Genomic DNA, 20,025 nt, shown 5'->3' with positions numbered 1-20,025 from the left:
ACGGGCCACCGACCGGCGGCCCGCCGGGCCGACGCGCTAGGCTCGTCGGCCGTCCCCACCGTCACCGGCACCGTCCGGTCCCGGCCGGACGCGTCGCGGTGTGCGGCGCCGACGTCGCATGCCGTCCGCACGCGTCCGACGTGCCCGCCCACCGGCGGTCACGGCACCACGATCGACGCCCACCCGAAGCCCCGCCGACCGGTCGCCACCGCGGCGGGCACCCTGACACGAGGAGAGTCACCCGATGCGCAGTCCGGACCCCGCACAGCTGGCAGACCAGCTGCGCGGCGTGCTCGAGCCGGTGGTCCACGGGGCCGGGCTGGAGATCGACGCCGTGGAGGTCCGCACCGCCGGGCGACGGCACTCGGTCAAGCTCGTCGTCGACCTGCCCGAGTCCTCGCCCGCGACCGGCATCGACCTCGACGTCATCGCCCGGCTCAGCCGCTCCGCGGCTGCCGAGCTGGACCCGCACGAGCACCTCATCGAGGGCTCGTACACGCTCGAGGTGACCTCGCCCGGGATCGACCGGCCGCTCACCGAGCCCCGGCACTGGCGGCGGGCCTACCTGCGCCTGGCGCGGATCACCCTGACCGACGGCACCGTCGTCGAGGCCCGGGTCGGCCGGCTCGACGGCGACACGGTCGCCGTCGCGGTCCCCGGCCGGAAGGCGCCGGAACGGCGGGAGATCCCGCTCGCCGGGATCCGGCACGCCCAGGTGCAGGTCGAGTTCAAGCCCGCACCGCCCGCCGAGACCGCACTGCTCGACCCGGACGCGCTGTCCGGCAGCACCGACGGGGCCGACGGGGCCCCCACGAACCACGACGGCGGCGCCGCCGAGACCGTCCGCGACGAGGAGAACCGGTGAACGTCGACATCCCCGCGCTGCGCGCGATCGAGCGGGACAAGGAGATCCCGTTCGAGACGGTCCTCTCGGCCATCGAGACGGCGCTGCTCACCGCCTACCGGCACACCGACGGCCACCACGCGGACGCCCGCGTCGACATCGACCGCAAGACCGGTGTGGTGCGGGTCATGGTCCGCGACGCGGCCGACGCCTCCGAGGACGGCACCCCCGGCCCGGAGTTCGACGACACCCCGGAGGGCTTCGGCCGGATCGCGGCGACCACCGCCCGCCAGGTCATCCTGCAGCGGCTGCGCGACGCCGAGCACGAACGCACCTACGGCGAGTTCTCCACCAAGGAGGGCGAGGTCGTCGCGGGCATCGTGCAGCGCGACGCGCGCGCCAACGCCCGCGGCGTCGTCGTGGTCGAGCTCTCCGGCGGCACCGAGGCCGTGCTGCCCGCCGCCGAGCAGGTGCCGGGTGAGGTCTACCGGCACGGCGACCGGATCCGCTGCTTCGTCATCGGCGTGAACCGCGGCCCGCGGGGCACCTCGATCACACTCTCGCGGACCCACCCGAACCTGGTGCGGAAGCTGTTCGCCCTCGAGGTGCCCGAGCTCGTCGACGGCTCCGTCGAGATCGTCTCGGTGGCCCGTGAGGCCGGGTTCCGTTCCAAGATCGCGGTGCGCTCGACCCGCTCCGGGCTCAACGCCAAGGGCGCCTGCATCGGCCCGATGGGTGCCCGGGTGCGCGGTGTGATGGGCGAGCTGGCCGGCGAGAAGATCGACATCATCGACTGGTCCGAGGACCCGGCCGAGTTCGTCGGCAACGCGCTCTCGCCGTCGAAGGTGGTCTCGGTGACCGTGCTCGACGAGCGCGCCCGGATCGCCCGCGTCGTCGTGCCGGACTTCCAGCTGTCGCTGGCGATCGGCAAGGAGGGGCAGAACGCCCGTCTCGCCGCCCGGCTCACCGGCTGGAAGATCGACATCCGCAGTGACGCCGACCCGCGTGACCCGGTCACCCCCGACGGTGGGCCGGTCGACCCCGCCGGGGAGCCGTCCTGACCGACGGAGATCAACAGCAGGGGCCGGGCGAGGGAATGCCCGAGGACCGCTCTGCGCTACACTCGTCACCGGCCCGCGGTCGCGGACCGTCGCCCACGCACACCCGGTCGGTTCCGATCCGGACCTGTGTGGGGTGCCGGACCCGGGAACGGGCCGACGTATTGTTGCGGGTGGTCGTGGAGAACGGACGTTGCATTCCGGATCCGCGCCGCCGTCTCCCCGGACGGGGTGCCTGGTTGCACCTCTCGACGGGGTGCCTGGACAGGGCCGAGCGACGCTCGGCGTTCGCCCGGGCGTTACGCGTCCGCTCGGCACCGGACGTCACCGCCGTCAGGCGGTGGCTGCAGGAGTCGCGCGACCCGCTGGGGCCCGGGAACCTCTCGGACCCGTCATCGGAAGAAAGCAAGGTCGACCAGTCATGAGCCAGCAGTGAAGATCGCACCATGAACGTGCTTCGACACTAGGTTCGAGGTCGAGCGGGATGCTGCCGCCCGGCCTCCGGTCAGGATGAGGAGAGCAGTGGCAGGCAAGGCCCGCGTGCACGAGCTCGCGAAAGAGCTCGGAATCAGCAGTAAGCAGGTCCTCAGCAAGCTGCAGGACCTGGGGGAGTATGTGAAGTCCCCCTCCTCCACCGTGGAGGCCCCGGTCGCGCGCAAGCTGCGCGACGCGATGGCCTCCGGTGGGGGCGCCGCCGGCGGTCAGCGCCGCGGTTCCGGTGCGCCCGGTGGCGGTCGTCCGCGCGCCGGTGGCTCCGGCGCCCCGTCGCCGTCGCGCCCGACCCCGGGTCCGGCCCCCAAGCCCGGCCCGCGTCCGGGTCCGCCGGCCCCCGCGGCACCCACCCCGGGTGCCCCGTCGCCGGCGCAGCCCGCGGCGCGCACCGACGTCCCGAAGCCGGGACCGGCCGCGCCCAAGCCCGGCCCACAGGCCCCGGCGGCTCCGGCCGTCGAGACCCCCGCCGCGGCCGCCGAGGCCCCGGCCGCGCCGCGGCCCGGTTCCGCCGCGCCGAAGCCCGGTCCGGCGGCCCCGAAGCCGGGTCCGGCCGCGCCGAAGCCCGCCCCCGCGCCCCGTCCGGGCCAGGGACAGGGACAGGGTGGCCAGGGCGGCGGCGCCCCGCGTCCCGCCGGCCAGCCCGGCGAGCGTGGCGCCCGTCCGGGCCCGCGCCAGCCGCGCGTCGGCAACAACCCGTTCGGCGTCGGCCAGGGTTCGCCCAAGCCGGGCCCGCGTCCCGGCCCGCCGCAGCCCCAGCAGGGCGGTGGCGGCCAGCAGGGCGGCGGCCGTCCCGAGGCTCCGGCCGCGCGTTCCGGTGAGGCTCCGCCGCGTCCGCCCCGTCCGGGCGGCGCTCCGGGTTCGGGCGGTCCCCGTCCGAACCCGGGCAACATGCCTCCGCGGCCGAACCCGGGCATGATGCCCGCGCGTCCGGCTGCCGGGCGTCCCGGCGCCGGTGCCGGTGGCCGTGGTGGCCCCGGCGGCGGTCGTGGTGGCCCCGGCGGTGGCCGTGGCGGCCCCGGTGGCGGTCGTCCCGGTGGCGGTGGCGGCGGTTTCCGTCCCGGTGGCGGCGGTCCCGGTGGTCCGCCCCCGGCCGGTGGTTTCCGTGGTCGTCCCGGTGGTGGCGGTGCGCGTGGTCGCGGCGGTGCCGCGGGTGCGTTCGGCCGTCCCGGCGGTCCGGCCCGCAAGGGTCGCAAGTCGAAGCGGCAGAAGCGCCAGGAGTACGACGCCATGGCCGCGCCCTCGGTGGGCGGCGTCCGCCTGCCCAAGGGCAACGGCGAGACGATCCGGCTGCCGCGTGGCGCGTCGCTGACCGACTTCGCCGAGAAGATCAACGCCAACCCAGCCTCGCTGGTGCAGGTGTTGTTCCACCTCGGTGAGATGGTCACGGCCACCGCGTCGGTCTCGGACGAGATCCTGGAGCTGCTCGGCCAGGAGATGAACTACCGCGTGCAGGTCGTCTCCCCCGAGGAGGAGGACCGTGCGCTGCTGGAGTCGTTCGACATCGAGTTCGGTGACCCGGGCGACGAGGACGCGCTCGAGGCACGTCCGCCGGTCGTGACCGTCATGGGTCACGTCGACCACGGCAAGACGCGGCTGCTGGACACGGTCCGCAAGGCGAACGTCCGTGAGGGCGAGGCCGGCGGCATCACCCAGCACATCGGCGCCTACCAGGTCGCGGCCGAGCTCGAGGGCGAGGAGCGGCTCATCACCTTCATCGACACCCCGGGTCACGAGGCGTTCACCGCCATGCGTGCCCGTGGTGCGAAGTCCACCGACATCGCGGTCATCGTGGTGGCGGCGGACGACGGCGTGATGCCGCAGACCGTCGAGTCGATCAACCACGCGCAGGCGGCCGGTCTGCCGATCGTCGTCGCGGTCAACAAGATCGACGTCGAGGGTGCGAACCCGCAGAAGATCCGCCAGCAGCTCACCGAGTACAACCTGGTGGCCGAGGAGTACGGCGGCGACACCATGTTCGTCGACATCTCCGCGAAGCAGGGCACCAACATCGAGGCCCTGCTCGAGGCGATCCTGCTGACCGCCGACGCGGCGCTCGACCTGCGGGCCAACCCCGAGATGGAGGCGCAGGGCGTCACCATCGAGGGTCACCTGGACCGCGGTCGCGGCCCGGTGGCCACGGTGCTGGTCCAGCGCGGAACGCTCCGGGTCGGCGACTCGGTCGTGGCCGGCGACGCCTCCGGGCGCGTCCGGCGCATGGTCGACGAGCACGGCCAGGACGTCACCGAGGCGCTCCCGTCGCGTCCGGTGCAGGTCATCGGTCTGACGTCGGTGCCGGGTGCGGGCGACACGTTCCTCGTCGTGGACGAGGACCGGGTCGCGCGCCAGATCGCCGACCGGCGGCGTGCCCGCGAGCGGAACGCCGAGCTGGCGAGCCGTCGCAAGCGCGTCAGCCTGGAGGACCTGGACGCCGCGCTGAAGGAGACCAACACCCTCAACCTGATCATCAAGGGTGACAACTCGGGCACCGTCGAGGCGCTCGAGGAAGCCCTGATGAAGCTGGACGTGGGTGAGGAGGTCGAGCTGCGGGTCATCCACCGCGGCGTCGGCGGTATCACCGAGGGCGACATCAACCTCGCCATCGCGGACAACGTCATCGTCATGGGCTTCAACGTCCGTGCCGAGGGCAAGGCCACCGAGCTGGCCAACCGCGAGGGCGTCGAGATCCGCTACTACTCGGTGATCTACCAGGCGATCGACGAGATCGAGGCGGCCCTCAAGGGCATGCTCAAGCCGGAGTACGAGGAGGTCGAGCTGGGCCGCGCGGAGGTCCGCGAGGTCTTCAAGTCCTCGAAGTTCGGCACGATCGCCGGTTGCCTGGTGATGAGCGGGGAGATCCGCCGGAACGCCCGGGCGCGCCTGCTGCGCGACTCGAAGGTGATCCACGAGAACCTCCCGATCTCGTCGCTGCGCCGGTTCAAGGACGACGTGGTCGAGGTCCGCGAGGGCTTCGAGTGCGGTCTGACGCTCGGTACCTACGGCGACATCAAGATCGACGACGTCATCGAGACGTTCGAGATGCGGGAGAAGCCGCGCGACTAGCGGCTGACGAACGCGCTCCGACGGGGCGGCCGGTCACCGGCCGCCCCGTCGGCGTCAGCGGAGGTGTGTGTGTACGTCGGCTCCCTGGAGTGTGACGTGCTGCTCGGCGACGTCCGGTCGCTGAAGCAGAAGCGTTCGGCGGTGCGTCCGCTGCTGGCCGAGCTGCGCCGGTTCGAGGTGGCGGCGGCCGAGGCGGGCCATCTGGACCTGCACCGCCGTGCGCTGATCGGGGTGAGCTGTGTCGCCGCCGACGCGGGGCACGTCCGTGCCCTGCTGGAGCGGTGCGAGCGGCTGGTGGCCGCCCGCCCCGAGCTGGAGCTGCTGTCGGCCCGGACCCGGCTGTTCGGCCCCGACGACGACTGAGTCCCGGCGGTCGGGGGACGGACGCAGCGGCACCGCGTCCCGGCGGTCGGGGGACGAACCGGCAGGACCGAGAATCGAACGCGGCGTGACCCCGCGACCCGTGCCTAGACTCGGGCTCGCACGACCCGCTGGAAGGAGCAGGACATGGTCGACCAGGCCCGCGCGCGCAAGCTCGCGAAGCGGATCTCGCAGATCGTCGCGGAGGCCCTCGAGCGCGAGGTGAAGGATCCGCGGCTGGCGATGGTGACGATCACCGACACCCGTGTCACCGGCGACCTGCGCGAGGCGACCGTGTTCTACACGGTCATGGGTGCCTCGCTGGAGGAGGAGCCGGACACCGCGGGGGCCGCCGCCGCGCTGCAGAGCGCGAGCGGGGTGCTCCGCAGCCGGGTGGGGCAGCAGACCGGGGTGCGGCACACGCCGAGCCTCGCGTTCGTGCTGGACGCGGTGCCGGACACGGCCCGCCGGATGGAGGAGCTGCTGGCCCGCACCCGCGCCTCCGACGAGGAGGTGGCCCGGCTGGCGGCCACGGCGTCGCCGGCGGGGGACGCGGACCCGTACAAGGCCCCGCGGGAGACCGACGCCGAGTGACCGGCGGCGCGCACGAGCCCGTCCCGGGTCCCGGTCCGGTCGACCCGGCCGGGGCCGCGGCGGTGCTGCGCCGGGCCCGTGACGTGCTCGTGGTCGGGCACGTCCGGCCCGACGCGGACGCCGCGGGCAGCGCCCTGGCCCTGGCCACGGCGCTGCACCGCGCGGGGACCCCGGTCACCGTGTCGTTCGGCGGGCCGGACCCGGTGCCCGCCGGGCTGGTCGACACCCTCGACCCCGACGGGCTGGTCGTCGCCTCGGTGGACGCGCCGCGCGCGCCGGACCTGCTGGTCTGCTGCGACATCTCGTCGTCCCGCCGGCTGGGGGACCTGGAACCGGTGCTGGACACGTCCGGGTCGTCGCTGGCGGTGGACCACCACGCGTCGTTCGTGGCGTTCACGGACCGGTACCTCGTCGACCCGGGCGCCCCGGCGACGGTGACGCTCGTCCGGGCGGTGCTCGCCGAGCTGGGCGCCCCGCTGGACGCGGTCCTCGCCCGGTCCCTGTTCGCGGGGCTCTACACCGACACCGGTGGTTTCCGGCGGGGTGGTGCGGAGGCGCTCCGGCTGGGCGCCGAGCTCGTCGAGGCCGGTGCCGAGCCCGCGCCGCTGCTGCGGGACATCGGCGGTCCGGTGCCGTTCGCATGGCTCGCCGCGCAGGCCACGGTGCTGGCCGGGGCGCACCGGGAGGCGGGCGTCGCGGCGGGGGCCGACCTGGTATGGGCCGCCGTCGACGTGGCGACGGCGACCCGGTTCCGGGACCGCACGGTCGCCCTGGTCGGGCCGCTGCAGGCCGCGGCCGGGGGCGGGGTGGCGGCGCTGCTGACCGAGACGGCACCGGGGGAGTGGTCGGTGTCGCTGCGCGGTAACGGGTCCCCGGACCTGTCCCGGGTGGCGACGACGCTCGGCGGCGGCGGGCACACCGGTGCCGCCGGGTTCGAGCGCTCCGGTACCCGCGACGGGCTCCTGGAGCTGCTCCGGGCGGAGCTGGCCCGCTGAGCACGTGCCCGGTTGATCGGGTTCATCCGGGGTACATCGCCGCGACACCACGATCGGATGGACCTCGGGGCGGTCCGGTGTCGCGGCACCGGGGCACGTAGCGTGTCCTGCGAGACCAGGAGGTGAGCGGTGCGATCCGAGCCCGCTGCGGCCCGCGGGGGCGACGACAGTCACGGCAACGAGCCCAGCGGGTGGCCGGAGTTCCTCCGGGCCTGGCTGCGCAACCCGGCCCAGGTGGGTGCGGTGTGGCCGAGCTCGCCGCGGCTGTCGGCCAAGCTGGCCCGTATCGCGCCGGGTCACGGCGCGCCGGTCGTCGTGGAGCTGGGGCCGGGCACCGGCGCCGTCACCACGCAGGTCGGCAGGCGGCTCCCGCCGGAGGGCCGGCATCTGGCCGTCGAGCTCGACCCGCGGATGGCCCGCTTCCTGCAGGACCGCCACCCGGGCGTCGAGGTCGTGAACGGTGACGCCCGCAAGCTGGGGTCGCTGCTCGCCGAGCGCGACATCACCTCGGTCGACGCGGTGATCTCCGGGCTGCCCTGGTCGCTGTTCGACCGGGCGATGCAGCAGGAGATCCTCGACCAGGTCGTCGGGGCGGTGGGGGAGACCGGTGCGTTCGCGACGTTCGCCTACTCCCACACCCTGCCGATGCCCTCGGCGCGGCGGTTCAAGGCGGCCCTGCACGACACGTTCGACGAGGTCGTGATGACCCGCACGGTGTGGCGCAACCTGCCGCCCGCATTCTGCTTCCTCTGCCGTCGTCCCCGTCGGTGACCCGGTCCGCCCCCATCGCGGGCGGGCCCCGTGACATCCTCCGGCTCGCCCTGCCCGCGCTCCCGGTGCTGGCGGCCGAGCCGCTGTTCCTGCTGGTCGACACCGCCGTCGTCGGGCGGCTGGGTGGGCTGCCGCTGGCCTCGCTCGCCGTCGCGGCGGTGCTGTTCGCGCAGGTCACGACCCAGCTGACGTTCCTGTCCTACGGGACGACGGCGCGCGCGGCCCGGTTCTACGGTGCCGGGCGCCGGTCGGCCGCGGTGGCGGAGGGTGTGCAGGCGACCTGGCTGGCGCTGGGCGTCGGGCTGCTGGTCGTCGTGCTCGGACAGCTCGCCGCGGCACCGCTGGCGGGGCTGCTCGCCGGGGACCCGGTGATCGCCGAGGGCGCGGTGTCGTGGCTGCGGATCGCGCTGCTCGGTGCCCCGCTGGTCCTGGTGACGCTGGCCGGCAACGGCTGGATGCGCGGGGTGCAGGACACCCGTCGCCCGATGTGGATCGTGATCGGCGGCAACCTGCTGTCCGCGCTGCTCTGCCCGCTGCTGGTGCACGGGGCGGGGGACTGGGCGGGCTGGGGGCTGGAGGGCTCGGCGGTTGCCAACGTCGCGGGGCAGGCCGTCGCGGCGTCGCTGTTCCTGCGGGCGCTGGTCGTCGAACGACGGCGCGCGCCCGCCGGTGACCCGGTCCGCTTCGCCCCGGACACCGCGGTGCTCCGTTCGCAGGCGACGATGGGCCGCGACCTGATCGTGCGGTCGCTGGGGTTCCAGGCCTGCTTCCTGTCCGCGACGGCGGTGGCCGCCCGATTCGGGTCCGAGTCCGTCGCCGCGCACCAGATCGTGCTGCAGCTGTGGGTGTTCCAGTCCCTGGTGCTCGACGCGGTCGCGATCGCGGCGCAGTCGCTGGTCGGGGCCGCCCTGGGTGGCGCGGACGGCCGACACGGTGCGGACGGCCGACACGGTGCGGACGGCCGACACGGTGCGGACGGCGGACACGGTGCGGACGGTGGACACGGTGCGGACGGCGGGCGCGGTGCCGACGGCGATCGTGCGGACACCGGACCGGCGCGGTCGCTCGCCGCCCGGGTCACCCGCTACGGCCTCGTGCTCGGCTGCGGGTTCGGCGTGCTGTTCGCCGCGCTCTACCCCGTCCTGCCGCCGGTGTTCACCCGCGACGCGGCGGTCCTCGCGGCGATCCCCGCGGCGTGGTGGTTCTTCACCGCGCTGCAGCCGATCGCCGGGGTGGTGTTCGCGCTGGACGGCGTGCTGCTCGGCGCCGGTGACGCGGCCTTCCTGCGCACCACGACGCTGCTCGCCGCGCTCGGCGGGTTCCTGCCGATGATCTGGCTGTCGCTGCTGTTCGGGTGGGGGCTGGCCGGGATCTGGACCGGGCTCGCCGCGTTCATGGTGGTGCGCCTGGTCGCGGTGGGGCTGCGGGCGCGGTCGGGGCGCTGGGCGGTCCCGGGGGAGGTCCGGGCCTGACGCGCGTGGCCCGTCGACGGAGCCCGGGCGGCCGAGCGGCACACCAGGCACCCGGTGACGAGGTCCGGAGGTGCATGACGTGCCACTCGGCGGTTCCGGGACGGGGCACCGAGCCACGTCCCGCGCGGCGCTCCTCCCGCCTGGGGCCCGGTGGTGGCGGGGTTCAGCCCCGGTCGGTGGCCGGGGTCTCCGGACGGTGGACGGCGGCACCCGGCCGGTGGAGCGGCGCCCCGGGGTCCTCCGGCGGCCCGGTGTTCCCGTCGTCCCCGGGGGACCCGGCCGGGAGCGGCAGCCGCACGGTGAACACGGCGCCGCTGCCGTCGTCGCGGGTACCGACCGTCACCGATCCGCCGAGGCGGCGGGCGATCCGGTCGACCAGGGCCAGCCCGATGCCGCGGGGGCGGCCGCCGCGCGTGGCCCGGGTGCTGAACCCGAAGGTGAACAGCTCGCGGGCGGTGTCCTCGGGCACGCCGGGACCGCTGTCGGCGACCTCCAGCCGCAGCTCGCGGTCGTCCGGAGGGGTGCTCAGCGCGACCGCGACCGACCGCTCCCCGGTGCGCCCGGCGACCACCTCGATCGCGTTGTCGACGAGGTTCCCGGCCAGCGAGACCAGGTCGTCCGCGGCGAACGGCAGCCGCAGGTCCGGCAGGACGCCGGGGTCGCAGGTGTCGGTGACGGTCAGGATGACGTCCTGCTCGGCGGCCTGCCACGCCTTGTCCGCGAGCAGCGCGGCGAGGACCGGGTCGTAGACCGCGGCCACGACCTGCGCGGCGGGGCCGCGGGTGCGGTCGAGCGCGGCGGTTCCGGCCTTCGCGGCGTCGGCGGTGTCGCCGAGCTCGATCAAGGTCAGGACGGTCTGCATCCGGTTGCCGAACTCGTGGGCCTGGCCCGACAGCGCGGCGACGGTGTCGCGGGCCTCGTCGCGCTCGCGCAGCACCCCGGCCAGCTCGGTGCGGTCGCGCAGCGTGAACACCCGCGTCCCCGGGCCCGCGGCCGGCCCGGCGTGCCTGCTGTTGACCAGCAGCACCCGCTCCCCGGCCAGGGCGGCCCGGTCACGCAGGTCCGAGCGCAGCCCGCTCGTGAGCACGGCGGCGACGGCAGGATCCATGCCGAGGCCTGCGAGCGGCCGCCCCGGTACGGCGGGGTCGTCGGGGGAGTCGTGGCCGGGCAGGCCGAGCAGCCGCCGGGCCTCGGCGTTGACGACGACGAGCCGCCCGTCGCCGTCGACGACCAGCAGCCCCTCGCCGACGGCGTGCAGCACCGCCTCGTGGTGGGTGTAGGCGGCGGTGATGTCCTCGGGCTCCAGCCCCAGGGTCTGGCGGCGCAGCCGCCGGGCCAGCAGCACCGCCAGCCCCGAGCCGACGAGCACCGCCGCCGCGGCGGCCGCGACGATCCCGGGCAGCGAGCGCAGGGCGAGGTCGCTGATCCGGGTCTGCAGCACGCCGACGGACACGACGGCGGCGATCCGGCCGTCGACCAGGACCGGGGTGACGGTGCGAACCGAGGGCCCGAGGGTGCCGGTGTAGACCTCGGTCGAGGTCCGCCCGGCCAGCGCGGGGGCGATGTTGCCCTGGTAGGGCAGCCCGATCTCGTCGGGGTTGTAGTGGCTGTAGCGGATGCCCTGCGGGGACATCACGACGATGAAGCCGGTGGTGGTGGCCCGCCGGACCCGCTCGGCGATGGGCTGGAGGCGGGCGGAGAGGGCGGCGAGACCGCCGCCGTCGCGGACGGCGTCGACGACCTCGGGGTCCGAGGCGAGCGACAGCGCGATCCCGGTGGTGAGCCGGCCCGCGGCGTCGTGCTCCAGGCGGCTCGCCCCGTAGCCGCCGAGCGCGGCGAGCCCGCCGACGGTCAGCAGCACGGTGACGACCTGCAGCAGGAACAGCCGCCGCACCAGCCGCGAGCGGCGCAGCGGCGGGGAGGAACGGAGCGGCCGGCGCACGGGCCCAGCCTGCCACCGCGGGGGCGGCAGTGGGACCCGTGCACCGGCCGGGACGTCGACACCCCCGCGGGCCTCGGGGCTCCGCGGGGGTGCGACGGTCATGGGAGGAGGACGTGCCCGGTCAGGAGCCCGCGCCGACCTTCTCGCGACGGGACTCGTCCGCGTCCGGCTTCGCGGCGCCGTCGGCGGCCTCGTCGATCTCGGCGTCCGCGGCCCCGCCACCGTGCGCGGCCTCCATGTCGGCCTCGACCAGCGTCGGGTCGTCGAGCACCGCGGCGAGCCGCTCACGGTCGAGCTCGCCGTTCCAGCGGGCGACGACCAGGGTGGCGACGACGTTGCCGATCGCGTTGGTCAGCGCCCGGCCCTCGGACATCATGCGGTCGATGCCGACGATCAGCGCGAGGCCGACGACGATGGCCTCGGGGGTGAAGAACTCCCCGCCGAAGGCCTGCAGCGACGCGGCCAGGGTGACCAGCCCGGCGCCGGTGACACCGGCGGCGCCCTTCGAGGTCAGCACCATGAGCACGGCCAGCGCGATCTGCGCGCCGATCGGCAGGACCTCGCCCCCGGCCTGGATGATGAACAGCGCACCCAGGGTCAGGTAGATGCAGGTGCCGTCGAGGTTGAACGAGTAGCCGGTCGGGATGACCATGCCGACGGTCTGCTTCGACGCACCGGCGGACTGGAGCTTCGTGAGGAAGCGGGGGAGCACCGACTCCGACGACGAGGTGCCGACGATGATCAGCAGCTCGTCCTTGATCAGCCGGATGACCTTGAAGACGTTGAACCCGGCGGCCCAGGAGACCGCGCCGAGGACGACGACCACGAACACCGCGCAGGTGCCCCAGAACACGGCCATCAGCTTGAGCAGGTTGACCAGCGACCCGCCGCCCATCTGGCCGACGGTGTAGGCCATGCCGCCGAACGCGGCGACCGGTGCGGCCCACATGATGATCTTGATGATGCCGAAGATGACCTGGGCGATGCCCTCGATGCCGCCGACCAGGCGGCTGCGCAGGGCCGGGTTCAGCGAGGAGATGGCGCAGGCCGACAGGATCGCCAGCACCAGGACCTGCAGCACCGAGTTCTCGACGAACGGGCCGAAGAAGCTGTGCGGGAGCAGCGAGTCCTGGATGAACGGGATGACACCCGACTCCTGACTGCCGGTCGCGGCCTGGTCGGTGGCCTTCGCGAGGTCGGACGCGCTCGGCTGGCCGGTGAATCCGGCGCCCGGCTGGAACACGTTGCCCGCGACGAGCCCCATCGTCAGCGCGATGACGGTCATGACCAGGAAGTAGCCCAGCGCCCGGGCGGCGAGACCGCCGGCGCGGGCCAGGTTGCCCAGCGAGGCGATGCCGACGACCACGGTGCAGAAGATGACCGGGCCGATGATGACCTTGATCATCTGGACGAACGTGTCGGCCAGCCACTTGGTCTCCTTGGCGAACCCGGGGGCGAGGAAGCCCACCAGGATCCCGGAGACGATGCCGACGATGACCCAGAACCAGAGCTGGGTGTAGACCTTCTTCTTGGTCCGGGTGGGGGTGGTGGACCCCGTCCCGGACGAGCCGTCTGCGTTGGCGACCTCGGCCATGTCCGTCCTCCTCGACGTGTGCGGTGGGGAAACGATGGGGTCGGGTCGTGTCGTGGGGCAACCGCGGGGACACCGGGCTTGAGGAAGCTTTGAGGAAAGCGTGGCTAGGGTGGGCGGCGTGCGGGTGCTGCTGGTCGAGGACGACGCGATCCTCGGCGACGCGTTGCGCCGCAGCCTCGTCCGCCAGGGCTACCCGACCGACCTCGTGACCAGCGGGTCCGCGGCCATCGCGGCCGTCGCCGAGCGGGAGCCCGACGTGGTGCTGCTCGACATGGGCCTGCCCGACCGCGACGGCATCGGCGTCTGCCGGGAGATCCGGGAGCGGTCCCGGGTGCCGATCCTGGCGATCACCGGCCGCGGCGACGTCGCGGCGCGGGTGCAGGGCCTGCGCTCGGGCGCCGACGACTACCTGGTCAAGCCGGTCTCCACCGAGGAGCTCGTCGCCCGGATCGAGGCCGTCCTGCGTCGTGCCACCGGCTCGGCGGTGGCCGCGACGGTGAGCGTCGGCGACGTCGTCGTCGACCTCGACCGGCGCGCGGTGACCGCGGGCGGCGCCGAGGTCGCGCTGACCCGCAAGGAGTTCGACCTGCTCGCCGCGCTCGCCCGCCGCGAGGGTGCGGTGCTGCCGCGTACCGAGTTGCTGGAGCAGGTGTGGGGGATCGCCGACGCCTCCGCGGCACGCACCCTGGAGGCGCACGTGGCGTCGCTGCGGTCGAAGCTGGGCACCCGCGACGTTGTGGTGACGGTCCGTGGAGTCGGGTACCGGCTGGCGCGTTAGCGTCCCGGCGTGCCCGCACGCAACCCGCCCCCGCCGCCCGGACTCGTGATCGTCGACAAGGACCGGGGCCCGACCAGTCACGACGTCGTCGGGAAGCTCCGCCGGATCATGGGCACCCGCAAGGTCGGCCACGCCGGGACGCTGGACCCGATGGCGACCGGGGTGCTGGTCGTCGGCATCGAGCGGGCCACCAAGCTGCTCGGGCACCTGTCGCTGGACACCAAGGCCTACACCGCCACCGTGCGCCTCGGGCAGGCCACCGACACCGACGACGCCGAGGGCACGCCCGTCGGCGAGCCCGTCCCGGTCGATGCCGACGACGCCGCTCTCCGGGCCGCGACGGCCGCGCTGACGGGCGAGATCATGCAGGTCCCCAGCGCGGTCTCCGCGGTCAAGATCGACGGGAAGCGCGCCTACCAGCGGGTCCGCGACGGCGAGACCGTCGAGATCCCGGCCCGCCCGGTCACCGTGTCCGCCTTCGAGCTGCTCGCGGTGCGCCGCGAGGGGCCGTGGTGCGACCTGGACGTCGCCGTCGACTGCTCCTCGGGCACCTACGTCCGCGCGCTCGCCCGCGACCTCGGCGCCGCGCTGGGCTCCGCCGGCCACCTGACCGCGCTGCGACGCACCCGGGTCGGACCGTTCACCCTGGAGCACGCGCGCACCGTCGAGCAGCTCGCCGACGACCCGGGTCTGTCGCTGGACCTCGCCGCGGCCGTCGCGACGGCGTTCCCCCGCGTCGACCTCGACGCCTCCGCCGCCACCGACGTGCGGTTCGGCAAGTCGCTGCCCGCGGCCGGGATCGAGGGCACCTACGGCGTGTTCGCCCCGGACGGCGCCGCGCTGGCCCTGATGGCCGACCGCGGCGCCGCCGCCCGCCCGGTCGTCGTGCTCGCCCCGGCCGGCTGAGCCCCGGACCGGCCGCGGTCGCCCGCTGCGCGGGATCCCACCCGGTTCGCCTAGGCTCGCGGCCGTGCAGCGGTGGCGTGGTCTGGAGGCGGTTCCGCCCGGCTGGGGCCGGTGCGTCGTCACCGTCGGCGTGTTCGACGGGGTGCACCGGGGACACCGGCAGCTGATCGCCCGCGCGGTGGAACGGGCGCACGAACGCGGCCTGCCCGCCGTCGTCGTGACGTTCGACCCGCACCCGGCCGAGCTGATCCGGCCGGGCACGCACCCGGCGCGGCTGTCCACACTCGACCGGCGGGCGGAGCTCGTGGCCGAGGCGGGCGCGGACGTCTTCTGCGTCATCCCGTTCACCGAGTCGCTGTCCCGGATGGCGCCCGCCGGGTTCGCGCACGAGGTGCTGGTGGACCGGCTGCACGCGGCCGTCGTCGTCGTGGGCAGCAACTTCACCTTCGGCCACCGGGCCGAGGGCGACGTCGGGACCCTCGCCGAGCTGGGCCGTCGCTTCGGGTTCGCCTGCGAGGCCCTCGACCTCGTCTCCGACCACGACGTGACCTTCTCCTCCACCTACATCCGGTCCTGCATCGATGCCGGGGCCGTCCGCGACGCCGCGCACGCGCTGGGCCGCTGGCACCGGGTGGACGGCGTGATCGTGCACGGCCACAAGCGTGGCCGTGACCTGGGCTATCCGACGGCGAACGTCGCCAGCCCCCCGCACACGGCGATCCCCGCCGACGGCGTCTACGCGGGCTGGTTCCGCATCGGCGACCGCCGCCTGATGGGCGCCGTCTCGGTGGGGACCAACCCCACGTTCTCCGGGCGGGTGCGCACCGTCGAGGTCTACGTGCTCGACGTCGACGAGAACTTCTACGGCCACGAGGTCGGCGTCGAGTTCGTCGAGCGGCTGCGCGGCCAGGAGCACTACGACGGCATCGAGGCGCTCGTCGCGCAGATGGGCCGCGACGTCGCGACCTGCCGCGAGATCCTCACCGCGGCCGGCGACGCGACCGGACCCGACGGGGCTCCGGGTTAGGTGAAAACCCCCTGCCGGGGCCGAACGTCCACGCCCGCACCGCGTGGTCGCCGAGGCTGTCCGGCATGGACGACCTCCGCACCGCGGACCCGGTGGCGCAGGAGATCGCGCGCAACCGCGACCGCCAGAGCGCGATCTACGGCGAGCCCCTCGACGAGCGCATCCGCCGGCTCACGACCGGTCTCGGCATCACCCAGGCCCGCCTCGCGGCCGCGGTCGGGCTGAGCCCGGCGATGCTGTCCCAGCTGGCGGGTGGGCGCCGGGTCAAGATCGGGGACCCGGCGGTGCTGGGCCGGATGACCGCGCTGGACCGGCGGCTCGCGCACGGCCCGGTGCCCGACGCCGAGCGCGACGTGCTGCTGGCCCGGGTCCGCCAGGAGCCGACGCCGTGGGGCCCCACCGGCGCCTGCCGCTGCGCCGAGCAGACCCCCGCCACCGGGCCGGCGGTGCCGCGACCGCGACGGGCCCCGGCCGAGCCGACCGCGGAGGACGCGCTGCGCGGGGTGAGCGCACCGGCCCGGCTCGTCGCGGCGGCGGCCGAGCTGGCGCCGGCGTTCCCGGAGATCGCGGAGGTGCTGCGCCGGGCCGCCGCCGGACGGCGCTGACAGGCTGTGCGGATGCGGCTGTTCACCGCGCTGTGGCCGCCGCCCGGGGCGGTGGCGGCGCTGACCCGCGCACTCGGCGGGGCCCCGTCCCCGCTCCCGGACGGCGCGCGCCGGCCCGGCCCGTCGACCTGGCACGTGACGCTGTGCTTCCACGGCGACGACGACCCGGACTCCCGCGCCGCGACCCTGGACGTCGCGCTGACCGGCGCCGTCGCGCCCCGGCTGCGGATCGCCGGCACCGGCACCTTCCCGGGCGTGCTGTGGGCCGGGGTCGAGGAGCGCGACGGCCCCGCCGCGGGCGCCCTCGCCGAGCTGGCCGCCCGGGCCGGTGCGACGGGGCCCCGGCCGTACCGCCCGCACGTCACCCTGGCCCGGTGGGACCGGCGCCGCGGGGACGCGACCGTGGGCGGCGACGGCATCGCCGCGGGCCCCTGGTGGACACCGGGGGAGGCGGTGCTCGTGCGCAGCGAGCCCGGCGCGCGCTACACCGTGGTCCACCGGGTCCCGCTGCGCCCCGGCACACCCGACCGCACACCGGGGTGACACGGGTCGGCGGCGGTCGGCGCACCCGTCGCTGGTACCGTTTCACACCGGGTCCGGCTGCAGTCCGTGGCGGCCGAGACCGACTTCCTGCCGTCCCCCCCGGTTCATCCGGGTTTCGTCGGACGTCACGGCCCCACGGACCGTCTCAAGGATGAAGGAGTTGAGCAGTGGCACTGACCACCGCCGAGAAGAAGAGCACGCTCGAGCAGTACGGCACCCACGCCACCGACACCGGGTCCCCCGAGGCCCAGGTCGCGCTGCTGACGCAGCGCATCGTCGGCCTGACCGAGCACCTGAAGCAGCACAAGCACGACCACCACAGCCGGCGCGGCCTGCTGCTGCTGGTCGGTCGTCGTCGCCGGCTGCTCAAGTACCTGCGCGAGGTGGACGTCGCCCGCTACCGCGCGCTGATCGAGAAGCTGGGTCTGCGCCGCTGACCCGCCCGGCCGACCCGGCACCGGTTCCCGGTGCCGGGTCGTTCCGTAACACCGAGCGACACAACTGAACAGAGCCCGCCACTCGGGCGACCGGACATCCGCCGGTCCTCGGTAGTGGCCCCCGGAGCGCGACGCGCGGCCGGGGGCTTCGATCGAAGACCGGCCCAGCAGGGGATCGAGCCGGCGCCACGGTGGTGGGGGTAGACGAAGACCACTCCCAACGACGAGGAGAACACCCCCGTATGACTGACGTCATCTCCGAGGACGGCGTGCACGAGAGCACCGCCGTCATCGACAACGGCACCTACGGCACCCGCACCGTCCGGTTCGAGACCGGCCGGCTCGCCCGCCAGGCCGCCGGGTCCGTCGTCGCGTACCTCGACGACGAGACCATGCTGCTGTCCGCCACGACCGCCTCGAAGCGGCCGAAGGACCAGTTCGACTTCTTCCCGCTCACGGTGGACGTCGAGGAGCGGATGTACGCCGCGGGCCGGATCCCCGGCTCGTTCTTCCGCCGCGAGGGCCGCCCGGGCACCGACGCGATCCTGACCTGCCGCCTCATCGACCGCCCGCTGCGCCCGTCCTTCGTCGACGGTCTCCGCAACGAGATCCAGGTCGTCGTGACGGTCATGTCGCTCGACCCGAAGGACCCCTACGACGTCGTGGCGATCAACGCCGCGTCGGCGTCCACCCAGCTCGCCGGCCTGCCGTTCTCCGGCCCGGTCGGCGGCGTCCGCGTCGCGCTCATCGCGAACGAGGCGGGCACCGACACCCAGTGGGTCGCCTTCCCGACCCACGACCAGCTCGACCGCGCCGCGTTCGACATGGTCGTCGCGGGCCGCATCGTCGGTGACGACGTCGCGATCATGATGGTCGAGGCCGAGGCCACCGAGAACACCATCGACCTCGTCGCCGGTGGGGCCACCGCCCCGACCGAGGGTGTCGTCGCGGACGGGCTGGAGGCGGCGAAGCCGTTCATCCGCAGCCTGTGCGTCGCCCAGCAGCAGCTGGCCGACGTCGCGGCCAAGCCGACCGCCGACTACCCGGTGTTCCCGGCCTACCAGCCGGACGCCTTCGAGGCGGTCTCCGAGGCCGTCGAGCAGGAGCTGGCGCAGGCGCTGACCATCGCCGGCAAGCAGGAGCGCGAGACCCGGACCGACGAGATCAAGGCGTCGGTGCTGGACAAGCTCGGCGAGCGCTTCGTCGGCCGCGAGTCCGAGCTCGGCAACGCCTTCCGCTCGCTGAACAAGAAGCTGGTCCGCCGCCGCATCCTGACCGACCAGGTCCGGATCGACGGCCGCGGCCTGACCGACATCCGGCCGCTGTCGGCCGAGGTCGAGGTCGTCCCGCGGGCGCACGGCTCGGCGCTGTTCGAGCGTGGCGAGACCCAGATCATGGGCGTCACCACGCTGAACATGCTCCGCATGGAGCAGCAGATCGACCAGCTGGGGCCGGAGACGCGCAAGCGCTACCTGCACCACTACAACTTCCCGCCGTACTCGACCGGTGAGACCGGCCGTGTCGGCTCGCCGAAGCGCCGCGAGATCGGCCACGGCGCGCTCGCCGAGCGGGCCCTGATCCCGGTCCTGCCGAACCGCGAGGAGTTCCCCTACGCGATCCGCCAGGTCTCCGAGGCCCTCGGCTCGAACGGCTCGACCTCGATGGGCTCGGTCTGCGCGTCCACGATGTCGCTGCTCAACGCCGGTGTGCCGCTGAAGGCGCCGGTCGCGGGCATCGCGATGGGCCTGGTGTCCGACGAGGTCGACGGCCAGACGCGCTACGTCGCGCTGACCGACATCCTCGGTGCCGAGGACGCGTTCGGCGACATGGACTTCAAGGTCGCCGGGACCAAGGAGTTCGTCACGGCGCTGCAGCTGGACACCAAGCTGGACGGCATCCCGTCCGAGGTGCTCGCCGCCGCGCTGAACCAGGCCAAGGACGCCCGCCTGACCATCCTCGAGGTGATCGGCGAGGCCATCGACGGCCCGGACGAGATGAGCAAGTACGCGCCGCGGGTCACCGCGGTGAAGGTCCCGGTCGACAAGATCGGCGAGGTCATCGGCCCGAAGGGCAAGATGATCAACTCGATCACCGAGAAGACCGGCGCCGACATCTCGATCGAGGACGACGGCACGATCTACGTCGGTGCGAACGACGGCCCCTCCGCGGAGGAGGCGATCGGCATGATCAACGCGATCGCCAACCCGCAGCTGCCGAAGGTCGGCGAGCGGTTCCTCGGCACGGTGGTCAAGGCCGCCGCGTTCGGTGCCTTCGTCTCGCTCGTCCCCGGCAAGGACGGCCTGGTCCACATCTCGAAGCTCGGCAACGGGAAGCGGATCAGCAAGGTCGAGGACGTCGTCAAGGTCGGCGACAAGCTGCGCGTCGAGGTCACCGACATCGACAACCGCGGCAAGATCTCGCTGATCCCGGTGGTCGAGGAGTCCGCCTCCGCGGACGTCACCGAGGCCCCGGCCGCCGAGGTCGCCGTCGACGCCGAGGCCCCGGCCGAGGCCGCCAACCCGAGCTGAACTGTTGGCACCTGAGAAC

Annotated in this window: 18 protein-coding genes; 16 read left to right on the top strand and 2 right to left on the bottom strand. The window is 74.3% G+C overall.

Features of this window, described 5'->3' with window-relative positions; genetic code table 11:
- Positions 1 to 244 precede the first annotated feature (244 nt).
- From rimP to AC0GKK_RS07450, 9 genes are all read left to right on the top strand, one after another.
- Positions 245 to 865, top strand: coding sequence for a ribosome maturation factor RimP (gene rimP, locus AC0GKK_RS07490; RefSeq protein ID WP_405418569.1), 621 nt, complete (start codon positions 245 to 247; stop codon positions 863 to 865).
- Entirely contained in the window at positions 862 to 1,905 is a 1,044-nt protein-coding gene (nusA, locus tag AC0GKK_RS07485) for a transcription termination factor NusA (RefSeq protein ID WP_489883470.1), read from the top strand. The genes rimP and nusA overlap by 4 nt, the downstream gene beginning before the upstream one ends.
- A gap of 35 nt (positions 1,906 to 1,940) precedes the next feature.
- Positions 1,941 to 2,327, top strand: a complete 387-nt coding sequence (locus AC0GKK_RS07480) for a YlxR family protein (RefSeq protein WP_179760700.1) — start codon at positions 1,941 to 1,943, stop codon at positions 2,325 to 2,327.
- 97 nt (positions 2,328 to 2,424) lie between these two features.
- On the top strand, positions 2,425 to 5,454 hold the full coding sequence (gene infB, locus AC0GKK_RS07475) for a translation initiation factor IF-2 (RefSeq protein WP_489883469.1): 3,030 nt from the start codon (positions 2,425 to 2,427) through the stop codon (positions 5,452 to 5,454).
- 69 nt (positions 5,455 to 5,523) lie between these two features.
- Positions 5,524 to 5,817 carry a DUF503 domain-containing protein gene (locus AC0GKK_RS07470; RefSeq protein ID WP_062401124.1) on the top strand — a complete coding sequence of 98 codons (294 nt, stop codon included), beginning with the start codon at positions 5,524 to 5,526 and terminating at the stop codon, positions 5,815 to 5,817.
- 144 nt (positions 5,818 to 5,961) lie between these two features.
- Positions 5,962 to 6,408: a 30S ribosome-binding factor RbfA gene (rbfA, locus tag AC0GKK_RS07465; protein ID WP_476654162.1), complete on the top strand. Its 447-nt coding sequence runs from the start codon at positions 5,962 to 5,964 to the stop codon at positions 6,406 to 6,408.
- The gene (locus tag AC0GKK_RS07460; RefSeq protein WP_476654163.1) at positions 6,405 to 7,403 is read left to right on the top strand and encodes a DHH family phosphoesterase; all 999 of its coding nucleotides are present in this window, start codon (positions 6,405 to 6,407) and stop codon (positions 7,401 to 7,403) included. Before rbfA ends, AC0GKK_RS07460 begins: the two co-directional genes overlap by 4 nt.
- Positions 7,404 to 7,532: 129 nt before the next feature.
- The gene (locus AC0GKK_RS07455) at positions 7,533 to 8,174 is read left to right on the top strand and encodes a class I SAM-dependent methyltransferase (RefSeq protein WP_374231413.1); all 642 of its coding nucleotides are present in this window, start codon (positions 7,533 to 7,535) and stop codon (positions 8,172 to 8,174) included.
- Positions 8,171 to 9,646: an MATE family efflux transporter gene (locus tag AC0GKK_RS07450; protein WP_489883468.1), complete on the top strand. Its 1,476-nt coding sequence runs from the start codon at positions 8,171 to 8,173 to the stop codon at positions 9,644 to 9,646. The genes AC0GKK_RS07455 and AC0GKK_RS07450 overlap by 4 nt, the downstream gene beginning before the upstream one ends.
- Positions 9,647 to 9,809: 163 nt before the next feature.
- On the opposite strand, the gene AC0GKK_RS07445 is transcribed toward AC0GKK_RS07450, so the two are convergent.
- Positions 9,810 to 11,588 (bottom strand): sensor histidine kinase, encoded by a 1,779-nt coding sequence (locus AC0GKK_RS07445; protein WP_482636935.1) that lies wholly within the window; start codon positions 11,586 to 11,588, stop codon positions 9,810 to 9,812.
- Positions 11,589 to 11,709: 121 nt separating this feature from the next.
- Positions 11,710 to 13,182, bottom strand: a complete 1,473-nt coding sequence (locus AC0GKK_RS07440) for a cation:dicarboxylate symporter family transporter (protein WP_179760696.1) — start codon at positions 13,180 to 13,182, stop codon at positions 11,710 to 11,712.
- A 118-nt stretch (positions 13,183 to 13,300) separates the two neighbouring features.
- On the opposite strand from AC0GKK_RS07440, the gene AC0GKK_RS07435 reads away from it, so the two are divergent.
- From AC0GKK_RS07435 to AC0GKK_RS07405, 7 genes are all read left to right on the top strand, one after another.
- Positions 13,301 to 13,960 (top strand): response regulator transcription factor, encoded by a 660-nt coding sequence (locus AC0GKK_RS07435; RefSeq protein ID WP_489883467.1) that lies wholly within the window; start codon positions 13,301 to 13,303, stop codon positions 13,958 to 13,960.
- 9 nt (positions 13,961 to 13,969) lie between these two features.
- Positions 13,970 to 14,866 (top strand): tRNA pseudouridine(55) synthase TruB, encoded by an 897-nt coding sequence (gene truB / locus AC0GKK_RS07430; RefSeq protein WP_489883466.1) that lies wholly within the window; start codon positions 13,970 to 13,972, stop codon positions 14,864 to 14,866.
- 64 nt (positions 14,867 to 14,930) lie between these two features.
- Positions 14,931 to 15,893: a bifunctional riboflavin kinase/FAD synthetase gene (locus tag AC0GKK_RS07425; protein ID WP_489883465.1), complete on the top strand. Its 963-nt coding sequence runs from the start codon at positions 14,931 to 14,933 to the stop codon at positions 15,891 to 15,893.
- A gap of 65 nt (positions 15,894 to 15,958) precedes the next feature.
- Complete coding sequence (locus AC0GKK_RS07420) at positions 15,959 to 16,498, top strand: hypothetical protein (protein ID WP_489883464.1); 540 nt, start codon at positions 15,959 to 15,961, stop codon at positions 16,496 to 16,498.
- A gap of 12 nt (positions 16,499 to 16,510) precedes the next feature.
- Positions 16,511 to 17,041 (top strand): 2'-5' RNA ligase family protein, encoded by a 531-nt coding sequence (locus tag AC0GKK_RS07415; RefSeq protein WP_489883463.1) that lies wholly within the window; start codon positions 16,511 to 16,513, stop codon positions 17,039 to 17,041.
- Positions 17,042 to 17,208: 167 nt separating this feature from the next.
- Positions 17,209 to 17,478, top strand: a complete 270-nt coding sequence (rpsO, locus tag AC0GKK_RS07410) for a 30S ribosomal protein S15 (protein ID WP_020621572.1) — start codon at positions 17,209 to 17,211, stop codon at positions 17,476 to 17,478.
- A 242-nt stretch (positions 17,479 to 17,720) separates the two neighbouring features.
- Positions 17,721 to 20,006 (top strand): polyribonucleotide nucleotidyltransferase, encoded by a 2,286-nt coding sequence (locus tag AC0GKK_RS07405; RefSeq protein ID WP_405418556.1) that lies wholly within the window; start codon positions 17,721 to 17,723, stop codon positions 20,004 to 20,006.
- Positions 20,007 to 20,025 lie beyond the last annotated feature (19 nt).

This window comes from Pseudonocardia sp. P-1, from assembly GCF_058111925.1.
Note: the sequence above shows the minus strand (reverse complement) of the source record. Positions and strands in the feature narration are given on the sequence as shown.

Coding starts and splice junctions, on each gene's coding strand:
- rbfA (WP_476654162.1), top strand. CDS start 5,962: ATGGTCGACCAGGCCCGCGCGCGCAAGCTCGCGAAGCGGATCTCGCAG.
- rimP (WP_405418569.1), top strand. CDS start 245: ATGCGCAGTCCGGACCCCGCACAGCTGGCAGACCAGCTGCGCGGCGTG.
- AC0GKK_RS07440 (WP_179760696.1), bottom strand. CDS start 13,182: ATGGCCGAGGTCGCCAACGCAGACGGCTCGTCCGGGACGGGGTCCACC.
- AC0GKK_RS07420 (WP_489883464.1), top strand. CDS start 15,959: ATGGACGACCTCCGCACCGCGGACCCGGTGGCGCAGGAGATCGCGCGC.
- AC0GKK_RS07405 (WP_405418556.1), top strand. CDS start 17,721: ATGACTGACGTCATCTCCGAGGACGGCGTGCACGAGAGCACCGCCGTC.
- AC0GKK_RS07480 (WP_179760700.1), top strand. CDS start 1,941: ATGCCCGAGGACCGCTCTGCGCTACACTCGTCACCGGCCCGCGGTCGC.
- AC0GKK_RS07415 (WP_489883463.1), top strand. CDS start 16,511: ATGCGGCTGTTCACCGCGCTGTGGCCGCCGCCCGGGGCGGTGGCGGCG.